Raw genomic sequence first — 25,204 nt, forward strand, 5'->3', positions numbered from 1 at the left:
TTTAATGAAGTTGATTTCATTTCAAGTCGTTGATGCTAACTATTTTATCATTTTATATAAACAATTTCCATACGATGTGTTGTATATACAATCGTTTCGTGTCACCATGTATGAAAATCGTTGATTTACTGTTTTTTTCTTTAGAGTAAAGAAGTATGGCATGTTTTCAAACAGTCAAGTACAACTTTTGGTGAAGAGCCGAGAAAATGAGGATTTACCAACTTTGTGGAGGGAAGCAAAATTTCAGCAGTTATTTCATTGGAGGAGAAAATCTTTTCACAAAGAAGGAAACAGTATCCATTTCATCGAATATTCCAACTATCATGACTGGAAGGGGATGCAACATGGGTCCAAGTGCACCGTTATGGATGACAATGTTGTACTACATCGTATGCATCGCAACGCTGCTCGTCGGTGTGGTGATGCTAGTGAAAGGGACGGTTCACCGCTTGTATTCGCTCGCTGCGGTGCTCGCAGTGCCGCTCTTTTTTCTGAACAATTTTCACACGATCGCCAGGGTCGGTGTCGATCCGTTCGAGTATTGGCAACAATCCCTTATCGAAGGACAATGGTGGGCGTGGCTGTCGCTTGCGTTGTTCCTTTACATCATATGGTACTGGGCATGGCTTGTTCAACGCATAGGAGGTCAAAAGGAAGGACAAGTTTGGTGGAAGCGGCAGAGATGGATATGGGTGGTGCTGGCGGCAGCTATGCCTGTCATCGTGTATTGGGGGCAGAACATTGACGATTCCGTTGTCTCTTCAGTGCGGACGTACGAGCCATCCAAAGCCCGCTTGCCGCAAGATCCGTCGGCGCGTATTTTCTTTTTGTATTCTCATCCGTTAGAACGAGAGTCATATATCGTGGAGGCGGACGAACATCATGTGCGCAAAGTGGTGACGCTCAAAGCGGTTGGAATTTCTCACCTTTCGCCCGTTTCCTCAACAAAGGAACTATTGTTGTGGTCCGATTATACGGGAAGGTATGTGTATCGACTGAATCCAAGCAAATGGACGGTTACCGATCAAGAAGCGCTCTCCGATCCTCTTTCGTTTGCCTCGTTGCAAGGAGAGTGGGATATTCGTTCGCTCAATCAAGATGTACAAACGAATAAACTCGAAGTACGAAAAGAGGGGAAATTGCGATTTTCTAAACGCCTCCCTCCTTACATCCTTCAAGTTTTGTACGTAGCGCCGTATTTCTATGTATTCGCCGATGCGATTGAAAAGGAACAAGGCGTATTGTATGTGATCGATCAACGCGGTGAGGTCGTGAAAGAAATTCCGTTGCTCACTTCCTCCGCCCGATCGATGGCGGCTTTCCGCAACCACCTTGTCATCGCCACAAAGCCTCGTCTCACCATCATTGATTTGCGTTCATGGCGGGTGGCGTATAGGGATATAGGAGAGGAAGAAACACGATTCGATCAGCTTCAAGTACAAGGAGACACGCTGTGGGTGAGCTACGTACAGCGGGAGAAATCGGGATGGGTGGCTTTGAACGCTCAGTTCCAGCCGATCGAAAAACACGAACTGCCCGCATCGTACTGGGAAGCCCGATTTCATGGCGACTATGTGTATGTGCTATTGGAGCCGCCAGCAGGAAGCGAGTCGGATCATGCAGGGGAAATGCAAATCTTTCATTTGCGCACGTCTCAACCGGTGTCGCGCCTGAATGTGCCAAAACAAGAACACAACTTGCAGACATTTTGTGTCATGGATGACATTCAATAAGCAATGGTACTATATACATGCAATATGAAGAGTTCACCCTCCGTTATCCTGCACCCCCTAAGCGCTGCATCATTTCTTGCAAAGATCCTGTAGACCCAACCTGCAAGCAGAGCGATGCGGAGGAAACTCGCTACAGAAGAGGCCAAATGTTCATTTTTCAATGAGCGTGTATATAGATGCCGCTATGGAGGGTGAAGGTTGGTCATCGTCACGTTCCTTGTTGGCGTGGCGGCCGTTCACGGAGCGGTTCGCCGCTTGTATTCGCCCGCTGCGTCGCTATTTCGCCCTGTTCACACGATCGCCAGTTTGAATAGGAATAGGAAGCCATTCAACGGGGACTAAATTGGGGTTTGTTCCAAGCATTGGGCCATCAGATGTAAAGAGGGCTCATCGTGTTGCAGAAAGGGTTCAATCTGGACAGGTTTTTACCAAATAATTATAGGGCAGGTCGAGGTATTCAAATGCTTTTCGGCAAATATAAACGAAGTGGGTTCGGAAGAGAAAAAGGACTAGAAGCATTGAGAAATTATACACAGTTAAAAAATATAGCTTTGACATACTCTGACTAGGTTTACTCGTTATTATATAAGTGGCAATTTTGTTTTACATGGTATTGTTCGCCCTTCTTGTCACGGTGCCAATTTGTCAGGTGATAAGATGGAACACGGAGATCGGAAACTCTTTATGACAAACTAATATAATTTTGTATTTGTGGTGATGATAACGTCTTCATTATTTAAGGTGGTATTTGGATGAATTGAAAAGAGGGTGTTCTCGAATTCGAACGATTTAGGAAAGTTTCTATAACGCTAAATAAGCCAATTATCCAATCGATTGACGACCAAAAAAAGAGACACGAACCGAGCAGAGCTCATAGGCATATGCCCATCACGAGTCACAACGCGGTTCGTGTCTCATGTGTACAATGACGAGATCTCACGAGGAGATCTCAGTTGACCATTGAGATGATTCAGTCTGCTCCCCTACAGTTTCAATGGGGCAACGACTCCCGGAAGCGGCTGCATAACCATAATTTGATTTTTCCGATGCTCCAGCCGGTTTCTGTTGTTTGCAGCGAATGAACACGCCAATACATGGGTGGATGAGACATAAACTGAAACTCCAAAAATCTGAAAAACCAAGAATCTCTTTCTAAAGAAGAGATTTTTTTGTTCTTTTGATTCACTTCCTGCTCCTTTTCAAACGTAACACGGTATCCCGCAGACTTTTCCAATGCTCGATCTTGATATTCACACAGGATCGTCAAGCTGTTAGCCATTTGAGCATTCCCACCGTCCAGCAGCGTTGCTCCTAAATGATCTGCCCGTACTTCCATCCACTGTGTGAATAGAGACTGGAAAGCAGGAAGCAGAAAAATCAAGAGCCAAAGGCTGAGAAATGCAAAGGTTTTTCCGTTTTCATCGTGAACATATTTATTAAAAAAGAAAACGCTAGCTAAAATCAACCCGATCAACAAAAATCGCAATAGCTGTCCAATCAAGACATCTCGCTTTTTCACATGAATGGCCTCGTGAGCCAAAATGCCTTTAATGGCTTCATGAGGAAGTTTCAGTGTTTCGGAAGTCAGGGCTACCAATGATCGGCCGATATTCGCGCCTATCGCAAAACCGTTATATTCGGTTGATTCCGTGACATAAATTTCGACATGGGAAAGGCCGGCGCGTGAAAAAACGTTCTCGATGATAGGCAGCAAATCGGGATCGTCTATTTTCTTCATATCTAAAGCGATTTTTAATACGCGATCAGAAATCCATAGATTGAATATCCAAAATAGTACCATAACAATGGTTGTTACGATCGGTCCGATCCCCATCAAAGTAAACAGTGTGATGAGAGCTGCATAAGCTCCCACCCCTTTTACCGCAGCTGCAAAATACCATTTTCCTAAAAGACGTTTCCAATTGTTTTGATGATAGAAAGGCTTTACTTCGACCTCTTCCATTTTATGTATTTCTTCTTTGAGGAGAAATGCCATTGATTCCGATGGATCCGGAGTGAGATAGACTTTTTCACCGGAAAAAGATAGCTTCCACGTTTTCCCCATGCTGGTCGTATAGTCCACGTTAGGAGAGAACAAAGAAAAAAGCTGGAATAGTTGCAACACATCCGGCCGGGTTTGAACGCTGACTTCTGAAAGTTCCTCCAATGGATACTTTTTTGTTTCAAACAAAGATACAGCATATAGTACTTCTTCGTGTTCTGCGTAAAAAAGGCGGAGAGAGCGAAACAACTCCACTCTTTTTGTCAGTCCAACGACAAGAGAGACGAAGCTATATAAAAGTATGAGCGTGATCGGGGAATCCGGTCCGAAAAGGAAGTAAAGAACAGCGATGACTATAAACAATCCGGAAAATAAGAAATCCACTAAAAGGCGCTCTTTATTTTTAGACAAGACAATTTCTCTCGCGCCTTGTTCTTTTAGTTGATCGATGATCTCTTGCAATTGGACCTTGCTTCTTTCTGGTACCGGAGAGCTAAAAAAGCTAAATACAAATATAAAAAAAATAGACACCGTTTTTATAAACCCTTGATCTAAGAACACATAGACGATCCATCCGCTTCCGAGTATAGCCGTCAGGATATGGACATATAAATAAGGGATCCATTTTTTTAAAAAGTAGGCTAAGAAACTAAGAAAAAAGCCAGCCGCAGCAGTCCAAATCGATATCGTCATATCTGGCATCTGTTGTTCCCCCTGTCTAGTTGAAAAAAGTGCAAGAAAACCCCCAGTCATTATTTATCACTTAAGTAAATCCACTAACACCCATTGGTAACGAAACTCCTCCTTTCTACATGTAGGTAGGTTGACAATGACATGTTGTTGAACGTTCATGAACGTTTTCTTCTAATATTGGTTTTTTTTTCTAATTAGCATTATAGCAGGGATAGGTCCTTTTTGTATATCTTTTTTTTCACTCCACTGCGCTTGTTGGGGAACCTGAATGTGACCTACAATATTTTCATCACATGTAACGGATAACGATCATTCATGTAGGAGAGGAACCGTATGATTAAGAGAACCGTTTTTGTATGACTCATGTTGTTGCCTTCCTCATGATTCGGGATTCACGCTTACGAAAGCGAGCGGTCAGTGCCCTGATATGTTCTTTGCATGGGTGGATCAGCAGATTGTTGCTGATGTTTTGGCCATTCATTGTAGTAAAGGTGGGGCGAGCATGTCATGACGGAAGGGCATCGGCATCGCCACGCTCATTGCTGGCATCATTACAAACACATTCTGTCGTTCGTATTTGTTCGTTGTTGTACTCTTGGTTCCAGTATTTGTTCTGAACAACTCAATGGATGGGTCAGCCGATTTTTTGGGACTTGATTTTCTGAACCTAGGAACAATCGTTTGTGAACAGAATGTATGTTTTTTCTCTGGAGACAGGAAACATGAGGAATGTTGTCGAATATTGATGGAGGTGGAAAAATCATGAAACCTCTAACGGCTTCGGTCGTATGAATTGTTGACAGGAAAGGAGGGGAGGAGATGGTGTTCGGCTATTCGCCTGAAGTCGTATACGGCGCGGTGCTGGTGGTCAGTGCGTTGCTTACGGTGTTGTATTTTTTCTTCAGCGATGTGCTTGACGGTCTGTTCGATGTGGCCGACCATCCGCTGTTCAGCCCGCAGCTCGTCTTATCATTTTTCATCGTCGCGAGCGCGGTCGGTTTGTTGGCGGAATGGTATACCGATTGGGCGTCCCGGTGGATCGTTTGGCTGAGTGTCGGTGTGGCGCTTGTCGTGGTGTTGCTTTTGCACTTTTTCGTTTTTTTGCCGCTTCGGTCGGCTGAGGCGTCGCTTGGGTATACGGATGCCGACTTGGAAGGGTCGCTGGCGAAGGTGATCGTGTCCGTGCCGCCGGATGGGTTTGGTGAAATTCTCATCTCCCGTCAAAGCGGTGTGGTGGCCAAAACAGCGAAAAGCGCAAATAATGAAGCCATTCCGTCAGGAGAAGAGGTCATCATCGTGCAAATGGAAAACGGCGTCGCCGTGGTGGCGAGGCACGATCCGTATCATCTTTCCATCTAAAACAAAGAAAGGGGACCTGTCATGGTTGCGCCATGGTTGATTGTCATTGGTGTTGTCGTCTTGCTTCTCGTCGGACTCATTGCCATTTTTATCGCCCGCTACCGCACGGTCGGGCCGGATGAGGCGCTTATTGTCACAGGTAGCTACTTAGGAAGCAAAAACGTTCACGTGGACGAATCGGGAAACAAAATTAAAATCGTCCGCGGCGGCGGCACGTTTGTCGTGCCGATTTTCCAGCAGGCTGAGCCGCTCAGTTTATTGTCGATCAAGCTCGACGTGCAAACGCCGGAAGTGTATACGGAACAAGGCGTTCCCGTTATGGCGGACGGGGTGGCGATCATCAAAGTCGGAAGTTCGATCAGCGAAATCGCGACCGCGGCCGAGCAGTTTTTAGGCAAGACGCGCCAAGATATGGAAAACGAAGCAAAAGAAGTGCTTGAAGGCCATCTCCGCTCGATCCTCGGGTCGATGACGGTGGAGGAAATTTACAAAAACCGCGATAAATTTTCGCAAGAAGTGCAGCGTGTCGCTTCGCAAGATCTCGCGAAAATGGGGCTTGTCATCGTCTCGTTCACGATCAAAGACGTGCGCGACAAAAACGGCTATCTCGATGCGCTCGGGAAGCCGCGCATCGCCCAAGTGAAGCGCGACGCCGATATTGCGACGGCCGAAGCAGAAAAAGAGACACGCATCAAGCGGGCCGAAGCGGATAAAGAAGCGCGCAAAGCGGAACTCGAGCGGCTGACGGAAATCGCTGAGGCGGAAAAAATCAACCAGCTCAAACTCGCTGAATTCCGCCGCGAACAAGATATCGCCAAAGCGCGCGCCGATCAGGCGTATCATCTCGAAGAAGCGAAAGCCAAACAAGAAGTAACGGCCCAACAAATGCAAATTAAAATCATCGAGCGGCAAAAACAAATCGAGCTTGAAGAAAAAGAAATTTTGCGCCGCGAGCGGCAATACGACTCGGAAGTGAAGAAAAAAGCTGATGCCGAACGCTACGCGATCGAACAAAAAGCGGCCGCCGAGAAGGCGAAACAAATCGCTGAAGCCGACGCGCAAAAATACCGCGTTGAGACGCTGGCCAAAGCGGAAGCCGAGCGCATCCGCCTCGACGGGTTGGCGAAAGCCGAGGCCGAGAAAGCGAAAGGGGAGGCGGAAGCGGAAATTATCCGCCTGAAAGGTCTCGCCGAAGCGGAAGCGAAACAAAAGATTGCCGAAGCGTTCGAACGCTATGGCCAGGCGGCCGTGCTCGACATGATCATCAAAATGCTTCCAGAATACGCCAAACAAGTGGCGAGCCCGCTTGCGAACATCGAGAAGCTGACGATCGTCGATACGGGATCGGGAACAAACGGCGGCGCCAACCGCGTCACGGGATATGCGACGAACTTAATGGCGAGCCTGCAAGAGACGTTAAAAGCATCGACCGGCATCGATGTCAAGCAGCTGCTTGAGAATCTCACAACGAGCGGCGCATCATCGGCCGTCACGGCCAAGCCAATCGCTTCCGAACAGGCGAATGCGAGTGAGTTATAAACAGTGTCAGGCGCCCTTGGTCGAACAAAGGGCGCTTGTTTCCCACGATAAAAGGGGGAAGGTTCGGGTTATCGCACAAAAAGTATTTCCTTCGCGTCCATATCGGCCAATGTTCACGACATTCTTCGGAGTTGCGCGTCAAGCATTATTTCGCTATGATGGGAACGGGTGGAATGGAAAAAAGGAAGTAGGTTGAGGACAATGAAACGAGCTCGAATCATCTACAATCCGACATCGGGCCGCGAGCAGTTTAGGCGCCATTTGCCCGATGTGCTCGTTCAGTTGGAAAAAGCGGGCTACGAAACGTCGTGCCATGCCACCGAGGGTCCGGGAGATGCGACAAAAGCTGCTCGGCAAGCGGTGGAGCGCGAATTTGACCTCGTGATCGCCGCCGGTGGCGACGGAACGATCAACGAGGTGGTCAATGGACTGGCTCATCAACCGTACCGGCCCAAACTGGGAGTCATCCCGGTGGGAACGACAAACGATTTCGCCCGCGCCATCGGCGTGCCGCGTACGATTGAAGGAGCGTGCGAGGTGATCACCACGGGCGAGCCGGTGGCGATCGACATCGGCTGTGTGGCGAACGAAGACAAAACACGCTATTTCATCAATATCGCGGGCGGCGGCCGTCTGACGGAGCTCACCTACGAAGTGCCAAGCAAACTCAAAACGATGCTCGGTCAGCTGGCCTATTATTTAAAAGGGATGGAAATGCTTCCGTCCATTCGCGCCACTGAAGCGAGCATTGAATATGACGGCAAACTGTTTGAAGGCGAAATCATGATGTTTTTAGTCTCGCTGACCAACTCGGTCGGCGGCTTTGAAAAGCTGGCGCCCGACTCGTCACTGAATGACGGCCTGTTTGACCTCATTATCGTCAAGAAAACGAATTTGGCCGAATTTGTCCGCCTTGTGACGCTGGCGGCGCGCGGGGAGCACATTAACGACCCGCATATCATTTACACGAAAGCGAATCGGGTGAAAGTCCGCTCACCGATGCAGCTGAACTTAGACGGCGAATTCGGGGGCATGCTTCCGGGCGAGTTTGTCAACTTATACCGCCATCTCGAAGTGTTGATGCCAAAAGAAAAGGCGGAACAAGTAAGAACAGGGTCATAAGCCTGTTCTTTTCTTATGTGATGACGCCCCTAAAAGGTTGGTGAAAAACCGCTGTTTGCCTTGATCGATGATGGAACGCCTGAACATAGAGGTTGATGCAACAAATTTTTCCACTTGAGAAATGATTCCTAGAAAGCGGTTGTGCGAGTCAATCACCAGCCTCCGAAGGGAACGCTAACTTTACACGAATCGGCAGAAAGGGGAACGATATGGCGAAACAACAAACACCAGTCGCCAAAAACGACTATTATGACGTCACATTCACCGATTTGACCCATGACGGGCTCGGCGTGGCGAAAGTGGACGGCTTTCCGTTGTTCGTGAAAAACGCGCTTCCTGGCGAGCGGGCCAAAGTGAAGGTGATCAAAGTGAAAAAAGGATACGGGTACGGCCGTCTCATCGAGCTGTACGAACCGAGCCCCGACCGCGTCGAGCCCCCGTGCCCTGTTTATCGTCAATGCGGAGGCTGTCAGCTGCAGCACCTGAGCTACGAAGGCCAGCTGAAGGCGAAAGAGAAGCACGTGAAAGAAGTGCTCGCCCGCATCGGCAAGCTAGAACACGTCACCGTCCATCCCGTCATCGGGATGAAGAACCCGTGGCGCTACCGAAACAAGGCGCAAGTGCCGGTCGGCGAGCGCGAAGGGGGGCTGGTCGCCGGATTTTACAAAGAGCGCAGCCACGAAATCATCGACATGGACGTCTGCCTCATCCAGCAGCAGAAAAACGACGTCGTCGTCCAAGCGGTGAAACGGATCGCCGCGCGCTACGGCGTCCTGCCGTACGATGAACTCACCCACCGCGGTGTCCTCCGCCATATTGTCGCCCGCTACGGCGCGGCAACAGGCGAGGTGATGGTCGTGCTCGTCACCCGCACCGGCCATTTGCCTCATAAACAAGAGATCGTCCGCGACATCCTCCGCGCCATTCCGGACGTCAAATCGATCGTGCAAAACATCAACCCCGAGCGGACGAACGTCATTTTCGGCGCCAACACGCAGGTGTTATGGGGAAGCGAGTTCATCACCGACCGCATCGGCGACATCCAATTCGCCATCTCCGCCCGCTCGTTTTATCAAGTCAACCCGGAACAGACGAAAGTGTTGTACGACAAAGCGCTCGAATACGCTGAGCTGACCGGAACGGAGACGGTTATGGACGCCTACTGCGGCATCGGCACGATCTCGCTCTTTTTAGCCAAAAAGGCGAAGCATGTCTACGGCGTCGAAATCGTCCCCGAAGCGATCGAAGACGCCAAGCGCAACGCCGAGCTGAACGGTATCAAAAACGTCACCTTCGAAGTCGGCGCCGCCGAAGACGTCATCCCGCGTTGGTATCAGGAAGGTATCCGGGCTGACTGTCTCGTCGTTGACCCGCCGCGCAAAGGCTGCGACGCCACGCTTCTTGAGACGATCATCGCCATGAAGCCGCCGCGCGTCGTCTACGTCTCGTGCAACCCCGCCACCTTGGCCCGCGACTTGCGCATTTTAGAGGATGGGGGTTACGAAACGATCGAAGTCCAGCCGGTCGACATGTTTCCCCATACGGCGCATGTGGAGTGCGTAGCGAAATTGCAATGGCGGATGTAAACGTCAAACAACTGATCTCGATTGAACGTCATTGTCCAAAAGAAGTGTCCGCCTCAAGAAATGGACAGTCCGACCGACCGCTGAGCAGGCGAGCGAGGAAGGCCGTCAGCCATCATCAACGAATTGGGTCAGTGGTGGTGAGAATGAATACCTTCGGAACAAAGGGAAGCAGAAAAAGCGGATGATGCACGCTCTCCAATCGCTTGAAGCCTCTTCTCTAAGCGAAGCGCAAATGGCCGATCCATTCACTTGTCGTCGACCTCCAATCGTGCAAAAACCCCAGGGGGTCGACGACATTGATTTTGATCGCTTGATCCCTACAGCCATGACGAATGAACTGGATTGACAGAATCTTCGGAATGTGTTATTCTGAGGATGGCGTTTAAGGGAAAAGCTTGATATAACAACGCCTTTTGGGGGGTTTTTATCGTACCTATGAGGGATTGAAACCATTTACAGCGGTTGCGCTGTCTACACGAACGGTTGGTTTTTATCGTACCTATGAGGGATTGAAACATCGTGCAGTCGGAACCAATGGACTGTTCCGAGATGGTTTTTATCGTACCTATGAGGGATTGAAACTACAGTTCAGCACCGCAGTGACGGCACTCGCCGACCGTTGGTTTTTATCGTACCTATGAGGGATTGAAACATCTTTGAAACATCACCGACCAAACCAGTCGTCAAAATAGGTTTTTATCGTACCTATGAGGGATTGAAACACTAAGTTTTGCACTGTTGTTCCATACTTTTTCGCAATTCGTTTTTATCGTACCTATGAGGGATTGAAACGCCGGATTGACCAAGAACGCCGTTCCGGCAGGCATGTTTTTATCGTACCTATGAGGGATTGAAACCATGCGCGTGACCCTAGAAGACATGGAAAAAGACCTAGAGTTTTTATCGTACCTATGAGGGATTGAAACATTCTCGTGATTGGCAGCACGAGCGTCAGGCTCGACAGGTTTTTATCGTACCTATGAGGGATTGAAACTGTAGTGATTCGAAATGTCAAAAACCCGAAAGAAGAGTTTTTATCGTACCTATGAGGGATTGAAACTGTGAAATGAAAGCGAAAATAGAAAGGTGTAAAGAGTTTTTATCGTACCTATGAGGGATTGAAACTCGTGAAATGGAAAATGGATGATCGGGAGTGGATAAGGTTTTTATCGTACCTATGAGGGATTGAAACCTCCATCATCAACTTCTTCAAAATCCGACCATTTTAAGTTTTTATCGTACCTATGAGGGATTGAAACACCAGTATCCTGATCCACAAAATCATACGGCCTCGGTTTTTATCGTACCTATGAGGGATTGAAACTAAGCTGCCTGTGTATATTGATCGGGCTAAACGGCGTTTTTATCGTACCTATGAGGGATTGAAACGCAAATCAAGGTCGTTTCTTCTAACCGCCAATATTAACGGTTTTTATCGTACCTATGAGGGATTGAAACCGCTGTCCGCAAGTTGCTGGGGGGAGCTTCATGATTGTTTTTATCGTACCTATGAGGGATTGAAACAATAGTCCACCTTCGTTGTTCCTGTACGTTTCAAAAGTTTTTATCGTACCTATGAGGGATTGAAACATCGATTTCCTCTTGGGTTTTCTTGATCCGGCTGACGGTTTTTATCGTACCTATGAGGGATTGAAACCCTACATCATCATGAGAATCCATCTTTACGGCGATGTTCGGTTTTTATCGTACCTATGAGGGATTGAAACTTCTTTGTATTGCTCTTGGAATTTTTGAGTTTAGTGAGTTTTTATCGTACCTATGAGGGATTGAAACTTCTTCAAGCTGTGCTTTCTTTTCCTCATCGACCTCGTTTTTATCGTACCTATGAGGGATTGAAACATCGATTTCCTCTTGGGTTTTCTTGATCCGGCTGACGGTTTTTATCGTACCTATGAGGGATTGAAACAAATCTCGAAAATCCGCAAATGTCCTTTTTTCATCAGTTTTTATCGTACCTATGAGGGATTGAAACTTCCACCAGTTTTCCTCCCCTACTTGTCCGCTTTCGTCGTTTTTATCGTACCTATGAGGGATTGAAACACCCCGGCAACGAAGGAAAAGGAAAAATCGTGTTCGTTTTTATCGTACCTATGAGGGATTGAAACCCAAAAGAGGAGCCAAAGCAGCCGACGCCGTTTGAGTTTTTATCGTACCTATGAGGGATTGAAACCACTGATATGAAATCACATGTTTTTTGCAAGCAAAAAGTGCAGAGAATTGCAAGAAAAAATACATAGGCTTGCCGGCTCAATGAATTTACCTTTCAACCGAGTGAGAAGGGAGCGACTGAACGGCAGAAAGCGCATGCCGCAAGCGGTAGCTCTCACCCGTAAACGCGAGAATGTGGGCGTGATGGACCAAACGATCCACCAGCGCTGCCGTCAGGCGGTTGTCCCCAAACACTCGATTCCACTGTCCAAACTCTAAATTCGATGTCACGATGACACTTTTTCGTTCATAACAATCGGCAATGATGTGAAACAGCAGTTCCGACCCCTGCTTTTGGAAAGGTACATAGCCGAGTTCGTCCAAAATCAACAGCTCGCATGTGTCGATTTGCCGTTTGAGCCGTCCGAGGGTGCCGTCTTTTAACGCCTCTTCGAGCTGGGCGACAAGATCGGCGACACGGAAAAACCGAACTTCATGGCCCCGTTCACACGCTTTTAATCCTAATGCGGTGGCGAGATGGGTTTTTCCTGTTCCCGGCGAACCTAAAAGCAGGACGTTCTGTTTTTGCTCCAAAAAGCGAAGGTCGCAAAGTTCTTCCTTCGAGGTCGTGGTCGGCCAATGAATCTGATCCGACCATTCGTAATCTTTGAGCCATTTCAACTCCCGGAACTTCGCCTTCTTGATCAATCGAGCCTGTTTTGCTTTCTGACGGAACGACAGCTCCAACGCCAACACATCACGCAAAAACTGTTCCTTGGTCTCGTAGGCCACCTCCTCGAATCGATCCGCGATGTACGCCAAATGCAGGGCTTTACAAATCTCTTTTACATCCATCTTCATGCCCGGCTTCCCCCTTCCCTTGACGGACAAAGACGTTGATCATACACATGTAAATCGGTTTCATAGTCGACGAAAACGGAAGGGGTATAGGCTTCTTCCCATTTCGCGGGATACTCCGAACGCTTCGCCTCCATCAACACCCCGATCTCATGGGGCGCCAAATCCCACCGTTGATACTTGTCAAGCCACTGAGCGATCTCATAGACGGTGTACCGGTCCAGCAGCTTCTGCACCCCTCGAATGCGTGATGCCGTCTGTTTCGGTTGTTCCATGAAGTATTTCCTAATGGCCTCCGGTAAGTAAACTCGAAACCGCGAATACTCCACCACCCGGGGCTTTTGCGCCCATTCCGCCAAAATGTCCTTCCAAGGGAGCTCCCGTTGCTTTTTCGTGTACGGCCTTGGCGCTTCCAGGTACACCTCCCCTTCTTGGGACAAAACCATGAAACGATCCCATTCCTTTTTGACAAGGACACGGTTGGGGACCGGGATCCCATGAACCACAAACGCCTCCCCATCCACCGTTACTTCCCCGTATTTATTGACATTGGCGTGGTGGAAGGAGAAGATCGGGAGATCTCTCTCCGGCAGGACAAGCAACTCCTTTTGTTCTTCCTGCCATAATTCCTCAATGGTTCTCCCTTTTTCATAGTGGGGGCGGGCTCGATCTTCGATCATCTTGCGATGCAGCCACTCCGTCAGTTCTTCATCCCCCTCGATCAACGGAGCAGGGACAAAGCAGTGTTGCCGAGTATAGTAAACTTTCCGTTCGACATTCCCTTTTTCGTGTCCGCTATACGGATTGCATGCCTGTACGTCAAACCCATAATGAAGCCGGAATCGCTCAAATGCTTCAGTATATTGACGTTCGCCTCCTTTTCGAATCGAAACCACCGCCGCCGCCAAATTGTCGATGCGCAGTTTTCTCGGGACGCCTCCGGCCTGTCGAAAGAGCTGAGTGAGCCCGTGAAGAAAACATTCGCTGTTTTCCGCCGGCAATGGATACGCATACGCGGCGTTGCTGTACGGAAAGCTCAAAATCAGAATTGATCGGTCTTCCTCTTTTCCCTCCTTCGTCACAACGGACATGGTGCCGAAATCCACCTGCGCTTCCCCCGGAGGGTGTTCCAGCCTCTCGTAACGTTGTTCCTTCTCCAGCTTAAGCTGAGGTCTTCGTTTTTGAACGTAGGCGCAAACCGTTCGATAAGACCCTTTAAAGCCATGTTCCTGCTTTAATTGTTCGTACATCTTCTTGCTTGTCCGCCGTTGTTTTCTTGGCAGTTTGGCGTCCTCCTCCAGCCAGTCATCAATGATTTGACCGTATCCTTCTTCCTCCATCATTCCCCGTTTTCTCTTTATTTTTTGTCTGACCGAAATGTCTCCATCCGCATATTTCTTGACTGTTCTCCAGTTAAATCCCGTCCTGCGGACAATTTCGGAAAGCGATAACCCTTTCTTTTCACGCAAATGTTTGATATGATGAATTTCAGGCATTGCTAGCATCCTTTCTTTACCTCCACTGTTTTGTTCTTCACAACCTTAACAGTAGAGGGAATTTTAGGAGCTGGCAAGCCTTTTTTTTATGCCATGAAGCTCTGCACTTTTTTGTTGCAGAACTCTGTACTTTCATTTTGCACTAAACAATCACAGGCTGAGACAATACTTTTAGGTTTTTATCGTACCTATGAGGAATTGAAACATTCGTGGTCGGGTAGGATTTCAAAATATTTACTTTAGATGAGTAAATTAGCTAACATAAATTTACAATTAAACAAAAAAGGAGACATGAACCCGATTCCTTGGTTAGAATGGATGTACTGTCAACTACCAACAAGGAGATTCATGTCTTAGGAGGCCGGTGATTTCGTGCAAAATACTGCTGAGTTCCACCCATTTCTCAATTAGAGAAACCTCGTAGAATCGGCTTTCTTTTCTGAATGAAAATGCCTCCAATTGGTGTTTGACAGCGGTTTTTCACCAGTCTTTTAGGAATCGATGAGCACATCATCAAGGAATCCACCAATTTTTCATGACGCTGGGATTGGCGCTTTATTTCTCGAAACCGGTCATCAAGCATCTCGTTCATATTGTGGATGCCTTGACTACCAAGGGATTTTCGGGAACATTGACCGATGTCCATCACTGGAGTTTTCATCCCAATCATCGAACCACGCTCACCCATTTTTTCAGGAAAAGCCCTCGGGATGAAGAGACGTTGCCTCGCAAACTCCAGCCATGGATCCTTCATCGCATCCAGCGAATCGCCAAACAGGAGAATCAACCCCTTTTTGTTTCGATGGATGATCCATTTGCCAAAAAACGAAGCCTTCGTCACGGGCTGTCCACGCCATTCAAGGGTGTGACTGGCCTTTCTCTCACAGCGATCATCAATGGGTCTGGGGGCACTCGCTTGTTTGGCTGATGGTGCATACCTTCTCGCAAGCGTTTCCGTTCGCCTTTCGTCTGTATGACAAGACGGCGGGAAGAAGCAAAATCGACCTAGCGATCGAGATGCTTTCCTCGCTCAAGGGGAAGTGGGCTCAGCCGGTGTATGTGCTCATGGATTCCTAGTATCCGTCCCAAGCGCTCATCGAAGCCTGCTTGAAACAAGGATTCCATGTCATCGCTATGCTCAAGACGAACCGGATTCTCTACCCGAAAGGCATCGCCATTCAAGCGAAGGAGTTTGCCCGCTATATCGAGCCCAACGACACCCGCCTCGTCACGGTGGGGAGCGAGCGCTATCGTGTCTACCGCTGCGAAGGCGCGCTCAACGGTCTTGATGACGCGGTGGTGCTGCTGGCTTGGAAGGCGGATGAACCGATGACACCGGATCATCTCCATGTTGTCTTCGACACCGACCGGGAGCTGAGTGACGAAGACATCTTGCGTTACGATGCCCAGCGCTGGACGATCGAATGCGTTTTCCGGCAGGCCAAAGACCAGCTGAAGTCAGGTGGTACCGCGTTTGCCGTTCGGGCGGTGATGGGGTCGTGGTGCTGTTCGCTTGCGCATCCAGCATCGCGGAATCTCAACAAGACCTCTCTTCCGGGCCGGAGCTTCTTCGGTCTCGGAAAGGACACAGCGTCGTCGAGTTCATCGATGACACCGCAAAGCAAGAGATTCCCATTGATGTGATCAAAAAACAGCTCCATGTTGCCTAAGGGGTCCCCTGTTTGTCTCTTAGGGAATGGAAATGACTGTAATGAAAAATGCTCATCTACAGTAGTTGAAAGAAACAATCTTAGATGTATTAAGTTGGTCTTGGGTATTAAGACTATTAAAAATTATGGAAAAACGAGCACTTCTCATGTAAAATAATGAATAGTTGCATAAAGATGGGGATTTATTATAAGGAAACTAGTCAAGTCGTTTGGAGGGAATAGTATGGGGTCACAAAATAAAGTCGAAAAAGAGCATATAAATGATCCTGATAATAGAATAAGTCTAAAGGATAGGACTCTTGGTCACAATGTAATTCATTTGATATATTCGTTGCGTACTAAATGGCAAACAAAGAACGTGACTGTAGGCGGTGATTGGAAAGCTGTTCTAACCGGAAAGAACGAAGAACGTTCACCTACATATTATTATCCGTTAACTTATTCCACGGAATATAAAGTGTTGCCAGAAGAGTCAGTAATTAAGTATTTCCATCCAAATGTTCATCATGTACTTTTTTCGAATTTAAACTATGAAAATGACGTTGGGATGAAGGTCTATCAATATCAAGGGACAAGGCAGCCACGCGTGTTTCAAGCATACAAAGTGGATGGAGGAAAAACTGAGGATTTTCCATCGTATGAATTTGAGTGGATTGCGACGGAATTGTATCAATTTCAAAACAGCCATTTTTTGGTTGTGCGGTTAAGTTTGCATGAGAATCGGCAATTTGACGTCAATTTAAACGATTTTACAAACGGGCAATTGACAGTTGCAGATTGGACTAGGTTTGTCAACCGTATTCGCCACAATCATCTAAAGTATCCTGCGCAGAATCATTTGCTTGTAAGTGATGAACAAGGACCACAGCGGTTGTTTTTTGAGTATGTTCATGAATTTTTGCACACGGAACCCCACTTAAACGGCCAGTTTGTTATTGCAAGCCGTTGCTTATCCGAAGAGAATGAGAAGTTTGTAGAAAACCATCAAAACAGCCATTTGTTGCGTGAACCAGTGGCATTTGTGCATGGATTCGTTGCTAAAGTGGATTCGTCCAAAACCCAGTGGACGGATAAAGAATTATATACGCTGCTTTCCGTCGATGATGAAGAAGGAGAAAGCGGAGGTACAGATTCGTTTATCGAATCATTTGTGCGTGATCATACGTACAAACGCTGGAGCAACGAACAAACATTTTATACAGCGATTGACTATGCAGCTATAACGGTTCTGAATTCTTCCCACTCTCCTTTTTATGAAGGCAAAGGAGAGAAAGGTGATTTTGTCGGTGACATCTTATACCAACACCATTGCAATCATTACTTGATTTTAGTGCTTCTGCAATTATACTACCGTGAAGAGTTACAGGAAATTTTAGGTAGATTTTCAAGACTGAAAGCATTTGATAAAGATGACAGAGAAATTGAAAAAGCAAGAAGTGTTATTGATGAATATTACAATTTAAACCAATATTTCATTTTTGATCGTTTAACGAATGAAATACAAGGGTTAGAACTTTGGAAATTCTATCAACAAATGTTCGGGACGAACGTGCTGTATGGATCGGTGAAACAAGATATGCAAGAACTCAATCAAAGATTGATAGAGTATGAAAATAAAAATCAATCGGCTGAACTGAAATTATTGACTGTTCTCGCTGGTTTGACTGGCTTGTTTGGCATGAATCGGATCATTGCTGTTGACAGTGAGGATCAACAGTTAAGTTGGCTGGCGAAAAAAATTGCAGATTATTCAATAATAGGGGGAATGTTCGACATCATCGCTACGGTTTTGGCAGTGATTATTATTGCTTATGTATTTATGTTTCTTTCCTTTCCTCAATGTATTCGGCGTTTTTCGAAAAAATCAGTCTACTTAGGGAGGAGCATTTTGTTTGTTTGCATCGTTTTAGTTATTTTGCAAATTTTTCTAACGGTTTAGGAGAAAGGTGATGCTGCATGATGTATCGATATGTTGCTGTAAGCGATACGAACAACGTATTGTCTTATATATTTTCTAATACACGATATAAATTTATTCGCGGTGCGAGTGCATTATTGGACTATTTAAATTTGCATGTAACGCGAAAAATTGCAGCTCGATTTCATGGAACGGTATTAAGTTTAGGGGGCGGCGAAGCAAGAGTTTTATTTCGCACAAAACAGGAAGCGGAAGCGTATGAATATGAGCTTAGAAAAGCGTATTTAGAACATACGGATGAGGTGACGCTATCCATCGCTGTTGTCGAAAGGCGTGAAGGGGAATTCATTGCAGCGTGGCTTGAGCGGGCTGAAGCGATGCTTCGGGTGAAAGAAAAGGAGAAAGATAAAAAAGTCATGCCGCTTCTCCCGCTTTTTCCATTAGTAGAGCGTTGCGAGGGCTGTGCGAAACGACCGGCTGAGAAGCATTACGATATGCCTGATGGCAAGAAAATCATGTTGTGTTTAAGTTGTTATAAGAAAGCTTATCGAGTAGACAAAATTATTGAGAATTTAAAAAAGTATTCAAAAGGGGAAATGGCTCGAATTCATGAAGAGACAGGACTGATGGACATTCATCGAAAATTGATCGAGCAAAAAGGGAAAGAGGGCAGCACATGGGTTCGGAAAATTGCGGATATATTTGGGAGCGATGAGCGAACGAGTCGTTATATAGGGTTTGTTTATGCTGATGGAAAGAAACTGGGTGCACTTTTCCGCCAGACGATTTTGGATAATCTCCAAGGGCAAGACGATGATGAATTTGTGAAAAGATATAAGACATATAGTGAAACGGTGCATGATTGCATTGTACAGTCAGCAGCCATCGCTCAACAAACATTTAGTGATTATATGGTTGATTATGCAATGGTTGGCGGGGATGATTTTGTCGCCATTATGCCCGGTGAAATTGCTCTTGCCTATACGAATACGTTTATTCAAACGTTTGAGCGATTAACGGGAAATGCTTTTTTCGGTTCCCCTCATCAAAGAGGAGTGATGATGGGAGCCGGTGTCGTTATTGCTCATATTGGTTATCCACTTTATCGAATGTTCCAAATGTCGTACGATCTGATGTATCGCGCAAAGCAAAAGTATGCCAATAAGAGTGCCATTGATTTTATGATATTGACAGATTCAACTGTTCAAGGTGTTGAAACAATTAAATATTATGAAAACACTTCCATAAGAACAGGAGTTCCGTTAGAAAATCGATATGTTCGTATGAATGGATATATGGTTGATCGCGAGCATAACGAAAGCATTGACAAATTGTTAACGGTGATTTCAAAGCTTAAAGCAGCCAAGTTTCCGCGTTCGAAAATCGAAGTCTTATATGAAATATTACGCGAAGACAACGACTATCAAATGAGATTTGAATGGTTGAAATGGCGCGCCCGAATGAGTGCGGACATAAAAAAAATTTTTGACGAATGGCATGGAATGTTTAAAGAAACGCCTTTTCCGTTTGTTTATAACGGAGCTATATACTCGCCGCTCCTCGACTTGTTTGATTTATATGACATCGTCCAAATGGTGGGGATGAATCATGACGAAGGTACAAAAAATTGAGATTTGCTACTCGTTTAAACCGGAGTTTGCCGTTTGCATCGGGTCGGGACAAGGAAAGTACGGAATTATTGACAACGCGTACCGTACGAGAATGGACAATGCACGTCGGGAGAAAATTACTATACCAGCAACGACGGCGAAAGGAAGAATTCGCTATACATTTCAACGGCTTATGCACCTTTTTCCTAATATAAGTGCTGAAGTTGAAAAGGACATTTTTGGTGAAAGTGGGATCGAGGGTTGGGCTCGTTTTTCCGATTTATTGCTTCAAGAAGAAAACGATGCTGCGCTGATGGTACAAGCCTCCACAGCGATCGACCGCTTCCGGAAAGCAGCAAAAACGAAAATGTTGCGAGTTCAAGAAGTTGCAATGTTACAAGCAAATAAACGTTTCTATGGAACGGTTGAAGGATATGCAGAACTGAAGAAAGAAGAAAGCATTTCTGCAGAATTAGCTTATTTCTTATTGGCGATTTTAAATACAACATCATTTGGCGGAAGCAAGTCCACAGGATTTGGGAAAGGAGAAACAAACATTTTGTCGCTGAAAATTGGAACGGATTACTATGATGAGCGAGCCATCAAAGAAAAAATCCAACAATTGCTTTTATAGGAGAGGTTGCTATGGAGAAATGGAACGTCGTTATCGAGGCGCTGCAGCCGATCTCAATTGCCTCCATGCCTGATCGCGAGACACATTGGGATACAACGATTATTATTCCAGGAAGCACGTTACGAGGAGCGGTCGCCGAAGAATGGAGAAATCGGATTGGCTTTGACCATCCGCTTACATCGCAGTTATTCCAACAAGGGCGTTGGTGTGATGCGCTGCCGGAAGGGACGGAATTGATAACAGCCGATTTGTTTTATAGTAAACGTACGCAAGAAAAGAAAAGTATTTTAGCCGATTACATTAGGCAACAGCTTACTAGTTTGAAAGTAAATGAAAATGATTCCTTGTTGCCTGCTGAGCAAGGGATTGTCAATGATTATCTTGTATTGAATCAAGCGGTGAACATCTCGGTTAGCCCCACTCGAAATGCCGCACGCCATGGTTACTTGTATTCGTTAAGTGCAATTGCCGAGGGGACATTATTTACGGCGCGTGCCACCCTCCCGCGAGAGGCGCTGCAGCTATTAAATGAAACCGGTCAAGGGGACGATATTTCGTTTACATGCTATATTGGAAAAAAGCGATCGAGCGGTTACGGGAAAGTCAGAGTGACATTTCAAGAACCCAAGCAAGATGAGGAGAGCATTCGCCAAGATCTATGGAAGAGAATAAAAGAGTACAATATGCTGATTGGCAATGAAGATTTTGAACATGGAACATGGTATATTGCGCTTATTTCTATCTCTCCGCTAATTTTGCTTGATCGGTTTTTACGTTATGCGATGGCGATCGATTGGGAAACCCATATCTGTGATGAGGACGAGCATAAGCCGCTTAAAGACCTGTTTAGCGAAAAGGGAAAACTGGTTGTCAGTTGGGGAGTCAGTTCTATGCGTCACGGATGGAACAGCGCATGGAATTTGCCGAAACAAGCCGAATGGGTGCTAAAACCAGGAACCATTCACGTATTTAAGTTTACAAACTTAACATTTGAAGAGCAGAAAGCCCTTGTAGATTTGTTGATCTCCCTAGAAGAAAAGGGGATTGGCGAGCGCAGGGAGGAAGGATTTGGCCAAGTCATCGTCAATCATTGGATTGGGGACAAACCGAAACGCAACGTGAACGTGACACAGGATACAAATGTGAGTGAAACAGTGGCCTTTGATAGTAAAGTGCTTGAAAAAGCCGAGAAGTTTGCAAAAGAAATAGAATCGGTGATTAAGAAGTCGCAGCTGTATGAACTTCAACAGTATGCTGCCGAAAAGATAGTGGAGCAAATTTGCGGGAAAGGTCCCGATTGCTATATTGAAAAGCGTTTGGTTCGTAAATCGAAAAACGGTTGGAAAAGAAAAATTGAATTTGACGGCAATAAACAAATGGTTGGAGAACATTTGCGCAACATCGTAAATGAATGGAGGGAGCGAGACGGAGAGAAAAAAGCGGGGGAAAAAGCAAAAGCGTTCCTGCGATATGTGATCGGCTATTATGATATACATCACAATGGCTAAGAGGGGAGATATCACAATGCATTACCCAAATTTTTCAAAACTAGAAAATAAACAAATATTTACAATCGGATTAAAACTAAAAACGCCACTTCACATTGGAGGCGGTTATGACAGCGATACCGACACAGACTTGCCAATCATCCGCACAAAAGATGGCTTACCTTACATACCAGGTTCATCGATTAAAGGGGTGCTGCGAAGCACTAGCGAAAAACTATACCATATCATCGGTGATGAAGCCATTTGCTTCTTAGAAAAGAATGCTTCATGTACGATCAAACTAAAGCAAGAGATCGCCAATATAATTGAAAAATATGGTGAAGAGGAAGCGTATGAAGAGATTTACAAACGAATTTGCCCAGTCTGTCGCACGTATGGGATGGGAGCCATTGCCTCAAAAGTATATATCCCTAATGTCGTATTGGCGGATCAAACTATGGTGCGCGATGGCATTCAAATTGACCGTGAGACAAATGTTGTTAGCGGAACGGCCAAGTTCGATTACGAATATGTCGAGGCAGGGCAGGAATTTACGCTCCGCATTGAAACAGAAAATATGACGAAAGAAAACGAGAAAGTGCTCGGGCTTGCTCTTTTGCAATTGATGAAAAACTACATTCGCCTCGGGGGATTGCAAGCTCGCGGTTTAGGAGAACTGGAATATATTTTTGGACATGTGAAGACAATGGACTTCTCCCCAAATAATCGGAAACAAGCATTGCGCATGTTATTAGGTGAAGAGGATGCATTCAAAACGATTCCTCTAGAGAAGTATTTAAGCGATTTATTTAGAGGAGCTGAAGAAGATGAGGCTTCCTAATCGTCATTTATATCATCGCATCGAGTGGAATGTCACGCTCCTGACAGAGACTGCGTTGTATATTGGTGGGAGAAAGAAGGAGAACAAGGAACGCTCAACACTTAATGAGAGCCTAAAGACGAGCGATCAGAGCTTTTTTATCATTCCTGGCAGCAGTTTGCGCGGGGTATGTAGCTCGTTTGCCTATCGAGTGTTAAATGAAGTTTTCGGTGACTGTGCCCAACGCACGGAAATTTTGAACGATTTATTTGGTTGTGTTCCTCCTGAAAGGGGGAAAGCTGCTAAAAACGGGCGGATTTGGTTTGCTGATTCCTATATTCCTAAAACAGCAACGACTAGGAAACATATTACGCCAATTGACCGAATCAAGCAAATTCCGCTTATTCCGTTGGAATTCGAAAGCATTGCGCTAGGTCAAACGTTTCATATGAAGTTTACGATTGAAAATGCCGCGCTTGTTCACTTAGGGATTATTGCGTTATTTTTACGTGAATTGAAGCAGGGACAAATCGCCTTTGGAGGGAATACGGCCAGAGGATTTGGATATGTCAAGCTCCAAAACATTCAAACAACCGTTGTTTTGTACAACAAAGAAGGAGAGCAATTGAAAACGATTGACAACGTTGATCTTCCAATCCAAGGACAGTATTGGAAAAAACAGGGCGAATGGCTTTTTCAAGTATGGGAAAATAATGATTTGAATGAAAGCATTCAGTGGCTAAAGCAAGGAGTCCAAGCATTGAAAACGTTGAGTGAAAAGGTGATCACATGAGCAAAGCGGGAGTTTGGGCCAAAACGTGCACGTACGAAGAGCTAAGTGCTTTGGTCGAACGTTGGCGGCATGATTTGCTTTTCACATACGTGGAAATGGTTGATCAGCTCCCACAGATTCAAATGGGGATCCAACTGCCAACATCATTTTTATCTCTACGCATCTTCGGAGAGTTATTCGAACTATACGTCAAACCGGGTGCATGTCCTGACCAGTATCGAGCTGTTTTGATAACCGATCGTTTCGATCTTATAGAAGGGGAGTATATTCCGCTTACGATAGGTGGACAACGATCATTTTTTCTCGATAAGAGCGTCTTAGGTGGAGATCGAAAACTGTTAATTCAATATTACGAGTCGGAACAATATGGTGAGTTTATGCGATGGAAAGGGGTGCTTTAGATGGACAAAGTGCAGCCATATGATTTCATTCCGATCTCTTCTCCGATTGAGAAAAAATCGATTGAGTCCAATCAGAATGAAAAACGTTGGTCTGGCTCTATGAAAGTGAAAATGACGGTCATCACTCCGTTAATAGAAGTAAAAGAAACCGATCGCCTTGCCCAAGGCAAAAGAGGGCAAACGATTCCGGGTTCATCGATTCGTGGAGCGTTGCGCAGCGCAGCGGAAATATTATGGAATGGAACGATCGCTGTATTTAAACCGGAATCAGACAGCTGCTTTGTAAAAGAAGAATGGAAAATATCGAATTCTACGATTTTTAGCCATTGCCCTGTTTCGCATTTATTTGGATTTGCGGCAGCAGAAAAAGATGTACCCAAAACAGAAGAGTTTGAAGGGCGAATCCCTTGGGCGCTCGGTTCAAAGCTTAAATTTTCTAAAGCGACGGTGGTGGAAGGTACTTTTTACGGTGCACCAATTCTAATGGATCAGTTGTACTCTCCGAAAAAAAATCCACCTTTACAAATGGAGAAGAATGGTCAAAAGTATTTTTTAGGAAGAAAGGTATATTTAGCAGGCCGCTTACAGCATGTCTCCAACAAAATGAAAATAGTCGGGTCTATAAAACGAGTTTCATCATTTAATGTGGGCGAATTTTTTCACCCAAACGCACGATTAAGCAGAAACAACAGTACGGAGTATGCCATTTTCCCGGGAACGCAGTATACTTTTTTTATCGAGTTTTCCAAATTGACAAAAGAAGAACTTGCAGATGTCATTCGTTTGTTGGAATTGAAAGAAGGATACTATCATGCAATTGGCAAAGGGAAGCCGTTAGGGCTCGGACGGGTGCGTTTTGAAGTCGAGGGAATTTTGCGGAAAGACAAAAGTTATTATTTGCAACTCGACGCTACCAATGCATACGATGCCACGTGGAAAGAAGAGCTGTTGCGTGAGACCACCAATCGGTATGAAGAGAATTTTCAAAAATATTATGAGTTAATAGATATCAAAAAATTTGATGGCAAAAAATCATACGGTTCACAGCGGGAAAAGGTATATCGCTATTCCGAATTGAAGAATAGAGCGAAGGAGAGCGAATCAAAAGCACAAGCACAGCCGATCAAGCGATCAACGGATAACGTCCGAAAAACGCAGGAAAAACCGAACAGGAAGTCGTATACCGGAGAAACATTTCGAAATACGAGTCTGCATGAGCAGTTGTTAAAACTTCAAGAGCATTTTAAGGGAAAGAAGAAGTAGAAGAACATTGATGGTGAATGAACTTTTTGCTGGATGGTGTCCCAAAAGGAT

The 25,204-nt window shown here is 45.8% G+C and carries 16 protein-coding genes, 2 pseudogenes and 1 CRISPR repeat array; of the genes and pseudogenes, 15 read left to right on the top strand and 3 right to left on the bottom strand.

The features are described from left to right. The first annotated feature begins 344 nt into the window (after window positions 1-344). Window positions 345-1,733: a hypothetical protein gene (locus ACTVIM_RS01925; RefSeq protein ID WP_445613466.1), complete on the top strand. Its 1,389-nt coding sequence runs from the start codon at window positions 345-347 to the stop codon at window positions 1,731-1,733. A 346-nt stretch (window positions 1,734-2,079) separates the two neighbouring features. After that, a pseudogene (locus ACTVIM_RS01930) lies at window positions 2,080-2,302 on the top strand (aldehyde dehydrogenase family protein); the annotation flags it as partial. A gap of 422 nt (window positions 2,303-2,724) precedes the next feature. On the opposite strand, the gene ACTVIM_RS01935 reads toward ACTVIM_RS01930, so the two are convergent. Next, window positions 2,725-4,437 carry a M56 family metallopeptidase gene (locus ACTVIM_RS01935; protein ID WP_445613467.1) on the bottom strand — a complete coding sequence of 571 codons (1,713 nt, stop codon included), beginning with the start codon at window positions 4,435-4,437 and terminating at the stop codon, window positions 2,725-2,727. An 810-nt stretch (window positions 4,438-5,247) separates the two neighbouring features. Between ACTVIM_RS01935 and ACTVIM_RS01940 the strand changes: the two genes are divergently transcribed. From ACTVIM_RS01940 to rlmD, 4 genes are all read left to right on the top strand, one after another. Continuing rightward, window positions 5,248-5,787, top strand: a complete 540-nt coding sequence (locus ACTVIM_RS01940; protein ID WP_445613468.1) for a hypothetical protein — start codon at window positions 5,248-5,250, stop codon at window positions 5,785-5,787. A 21-nt stretch (window positions 5,788-5,808) separates the two neighbouring features. Beyond that, window positions 5,809-7,326 (top strand): SPFH domain-containing protein, encoded by a 1,518-nt coding sequence (locus tag ACTVIM_RS01945; RefSeq protein ID WP_445613469.1) that lies wholly within the window; start codon window positions 5,809-5,811, stop codon window positions 7,324-7,326. 201 nt (window positions 7,327-7,527) lie between these two features. Next, on the top strand, window positions 7,528-8,448 hold the full coding sequence (locus ACTVIM_RS01950; protein WP_445613470.1) for a diacylglycerol kinase: 921 nt from the start codon (window positions 7,528-7,530) through the stop codon (window positions 8,446-8,448). Window positions 8,449-8,657: 209 nt separating this feature from the next. Next, window positions 8,658-10,034: a 23S rRNA (uracil(1939)-C(5))-methyltransferase RlmD gene (gene rlmD / locus ACTVIM_RS01955; protein WP_445613471.1), complete on the top strand. Its 1,377-nt coding sequence runs from the start codon at window positions 8,658-8,660 to the stop codon at window positions 10,032-10,034. A 420-nt stretch (window positions 10,035-10,454) separates the two neighbouring features. Next, window positions 10,455-12,225: direct repeats of the CRISPR family, unit length 30 nt; unit sequence GTTTTTATCGTACCTATGAGGGATTGAAAC. Window positions 12,226-12,311: 86 nt separating this feature from the next. On the opposite strand, the gene istB is transcribed toward rlmD, so the two are convergent. Beyond that, window positions 12,312-13,064, bottom strand: coding sequence for an IS21-like element helper ATPase IstB (istB, locus tag ACTVIM_RS01960; RefSeq protein ID WP_445612972.1), 753 nt, complete (start codon window positions 13,062-13,064; stop codon window positions 12,312-12,314). Then, on the bottom strand, window positions 13,061-14,566 hold the full coding sequence (gene istA / locus ACTVIM_RS01965; protein WP_445612379.1) for an IS21 family transposase: 1,506 nt from the start codon (window positions 14,564-14,566) through the stop codon (window positions 13,061-13,063). Before istA ends, istB begins: the two co-directional genes overlap by 4 nt. 526 nt (window positions 14,567-15,092) lie before the next feature. Here istA and ACTVIM_RS01970 point away from each other — a divergent pair. From ACTVIM_RS01970 to ACTVIM_RS02010, 9 genes and pseudogenes are all read left to right on the top strand, one after another. Next, window positions 15,093-16,227: pseudogene (locus ACTVIM_RS01970) on the top strand (IS701 family transposase). A gap of 223 nt (window positions 16,228-16,450) precedes the next feature. Next, window positions 16,451-18,166, top strand: a complete 1,716-nt coding sequence (locus ACTVIM_RS01975; RefSeq protein ID WP_445613472.1) for a hypothetical protein — start codon at window positions 16,451-16,453, stop codon at window positions 18,164-18,166. A gap of 20 nt (window positions 18,167-18,186) precedes the next feature. After that, complete coding sequence (locus ACTVIM_RS01980) at window positions 18,187-19,776, top strand: Cas10/Cmr2 second palm domain-containing protein (protein WP_445613473.1); 1,590 nt, start codon at window positions 18,187-18,189, stop codon at window positions 19,774-19,776. Next, window positions 19,754-20,389 (top strand): RAMP superfamily CRISPR-associated protein, encoded by a 636-nt coding sequence (locus tag ACTVIM_RS01985; RefSeq protein WP_445613474.1) that lies wholly within the window; start codon window positions 19,754-19,756, stop codon window positions 20,387-20,389. Before ACTVIM_RS01980 ends, ACTVIM_RS01985 begins: the two co-directional genes overlap by 23 nt. Window positions 20,390-20,400: 11 nt before the next feature. Further along, entirely contained in the window at window positions 20,401-21,897 is a 1,497-nt protein-coding gene (locus ACTVIM_RS01990) for an RAMP superfamily CRISPR-associated protein (protein WP_445613475.1), read from the top strand. Between the two features lie 16 nt (window positions 21,898-21,913). Further along, entirely contained in the window at window positions 21,914-22,717 is an 804-nt protein-coding gene (gene csx7 / locus ACTVIM_RS01995) for a type III CRISPR-associated RAMP protein Csx7 (protein WP_445613476.1), read from the top strand. Beyond that, window positions 22,704-23,489 (top strand): RAMP superfamily CRISPR-associated protein, encoded by a 786-nt coding sequence (locus tag ACTVIM_RS02000; protein WP_445613477.1) that lies wholly within the window; start codon window positions 22,704-22,706, stop codon window positions 23,487-23,489. Before csx7 ends, ACTVIM_RS02000 begins: the two co-directional genes overlap by 14 nt. Continuing rightward, on the top strand, window positions 23,486-23,890 hold the full coding sequence (locus ACTVIM_RS02005; protein WP_445613478.1) for a hypothetical protein: 405 nt from the start codon (window positions 23,486-23,488) through the stop codon (window positions 23,888-23,890). Before ACTVIM_RS02000 ends, ACTVIM_RS02005 begins: the two co-directional genes overlap by 4 nt. Further along, on the top strand, window positions 23,891-25,153 hold the full coding sequence (locus tag ACTVIM_RS02010; protein ID WP_445613479.1) for an RAMP superfamily CRISPR-associated protein: 1,263 nt from the start codon (window positions 23,891-23,893) through the stop codon (window positions 25,151-25,153). The last annotated feature ends 51 nt before the right edge of the window (window positions 25,154-25,204 follow it).

Source organism: Geobacillus sp. YF-1, from assembly GCF_052692335.1.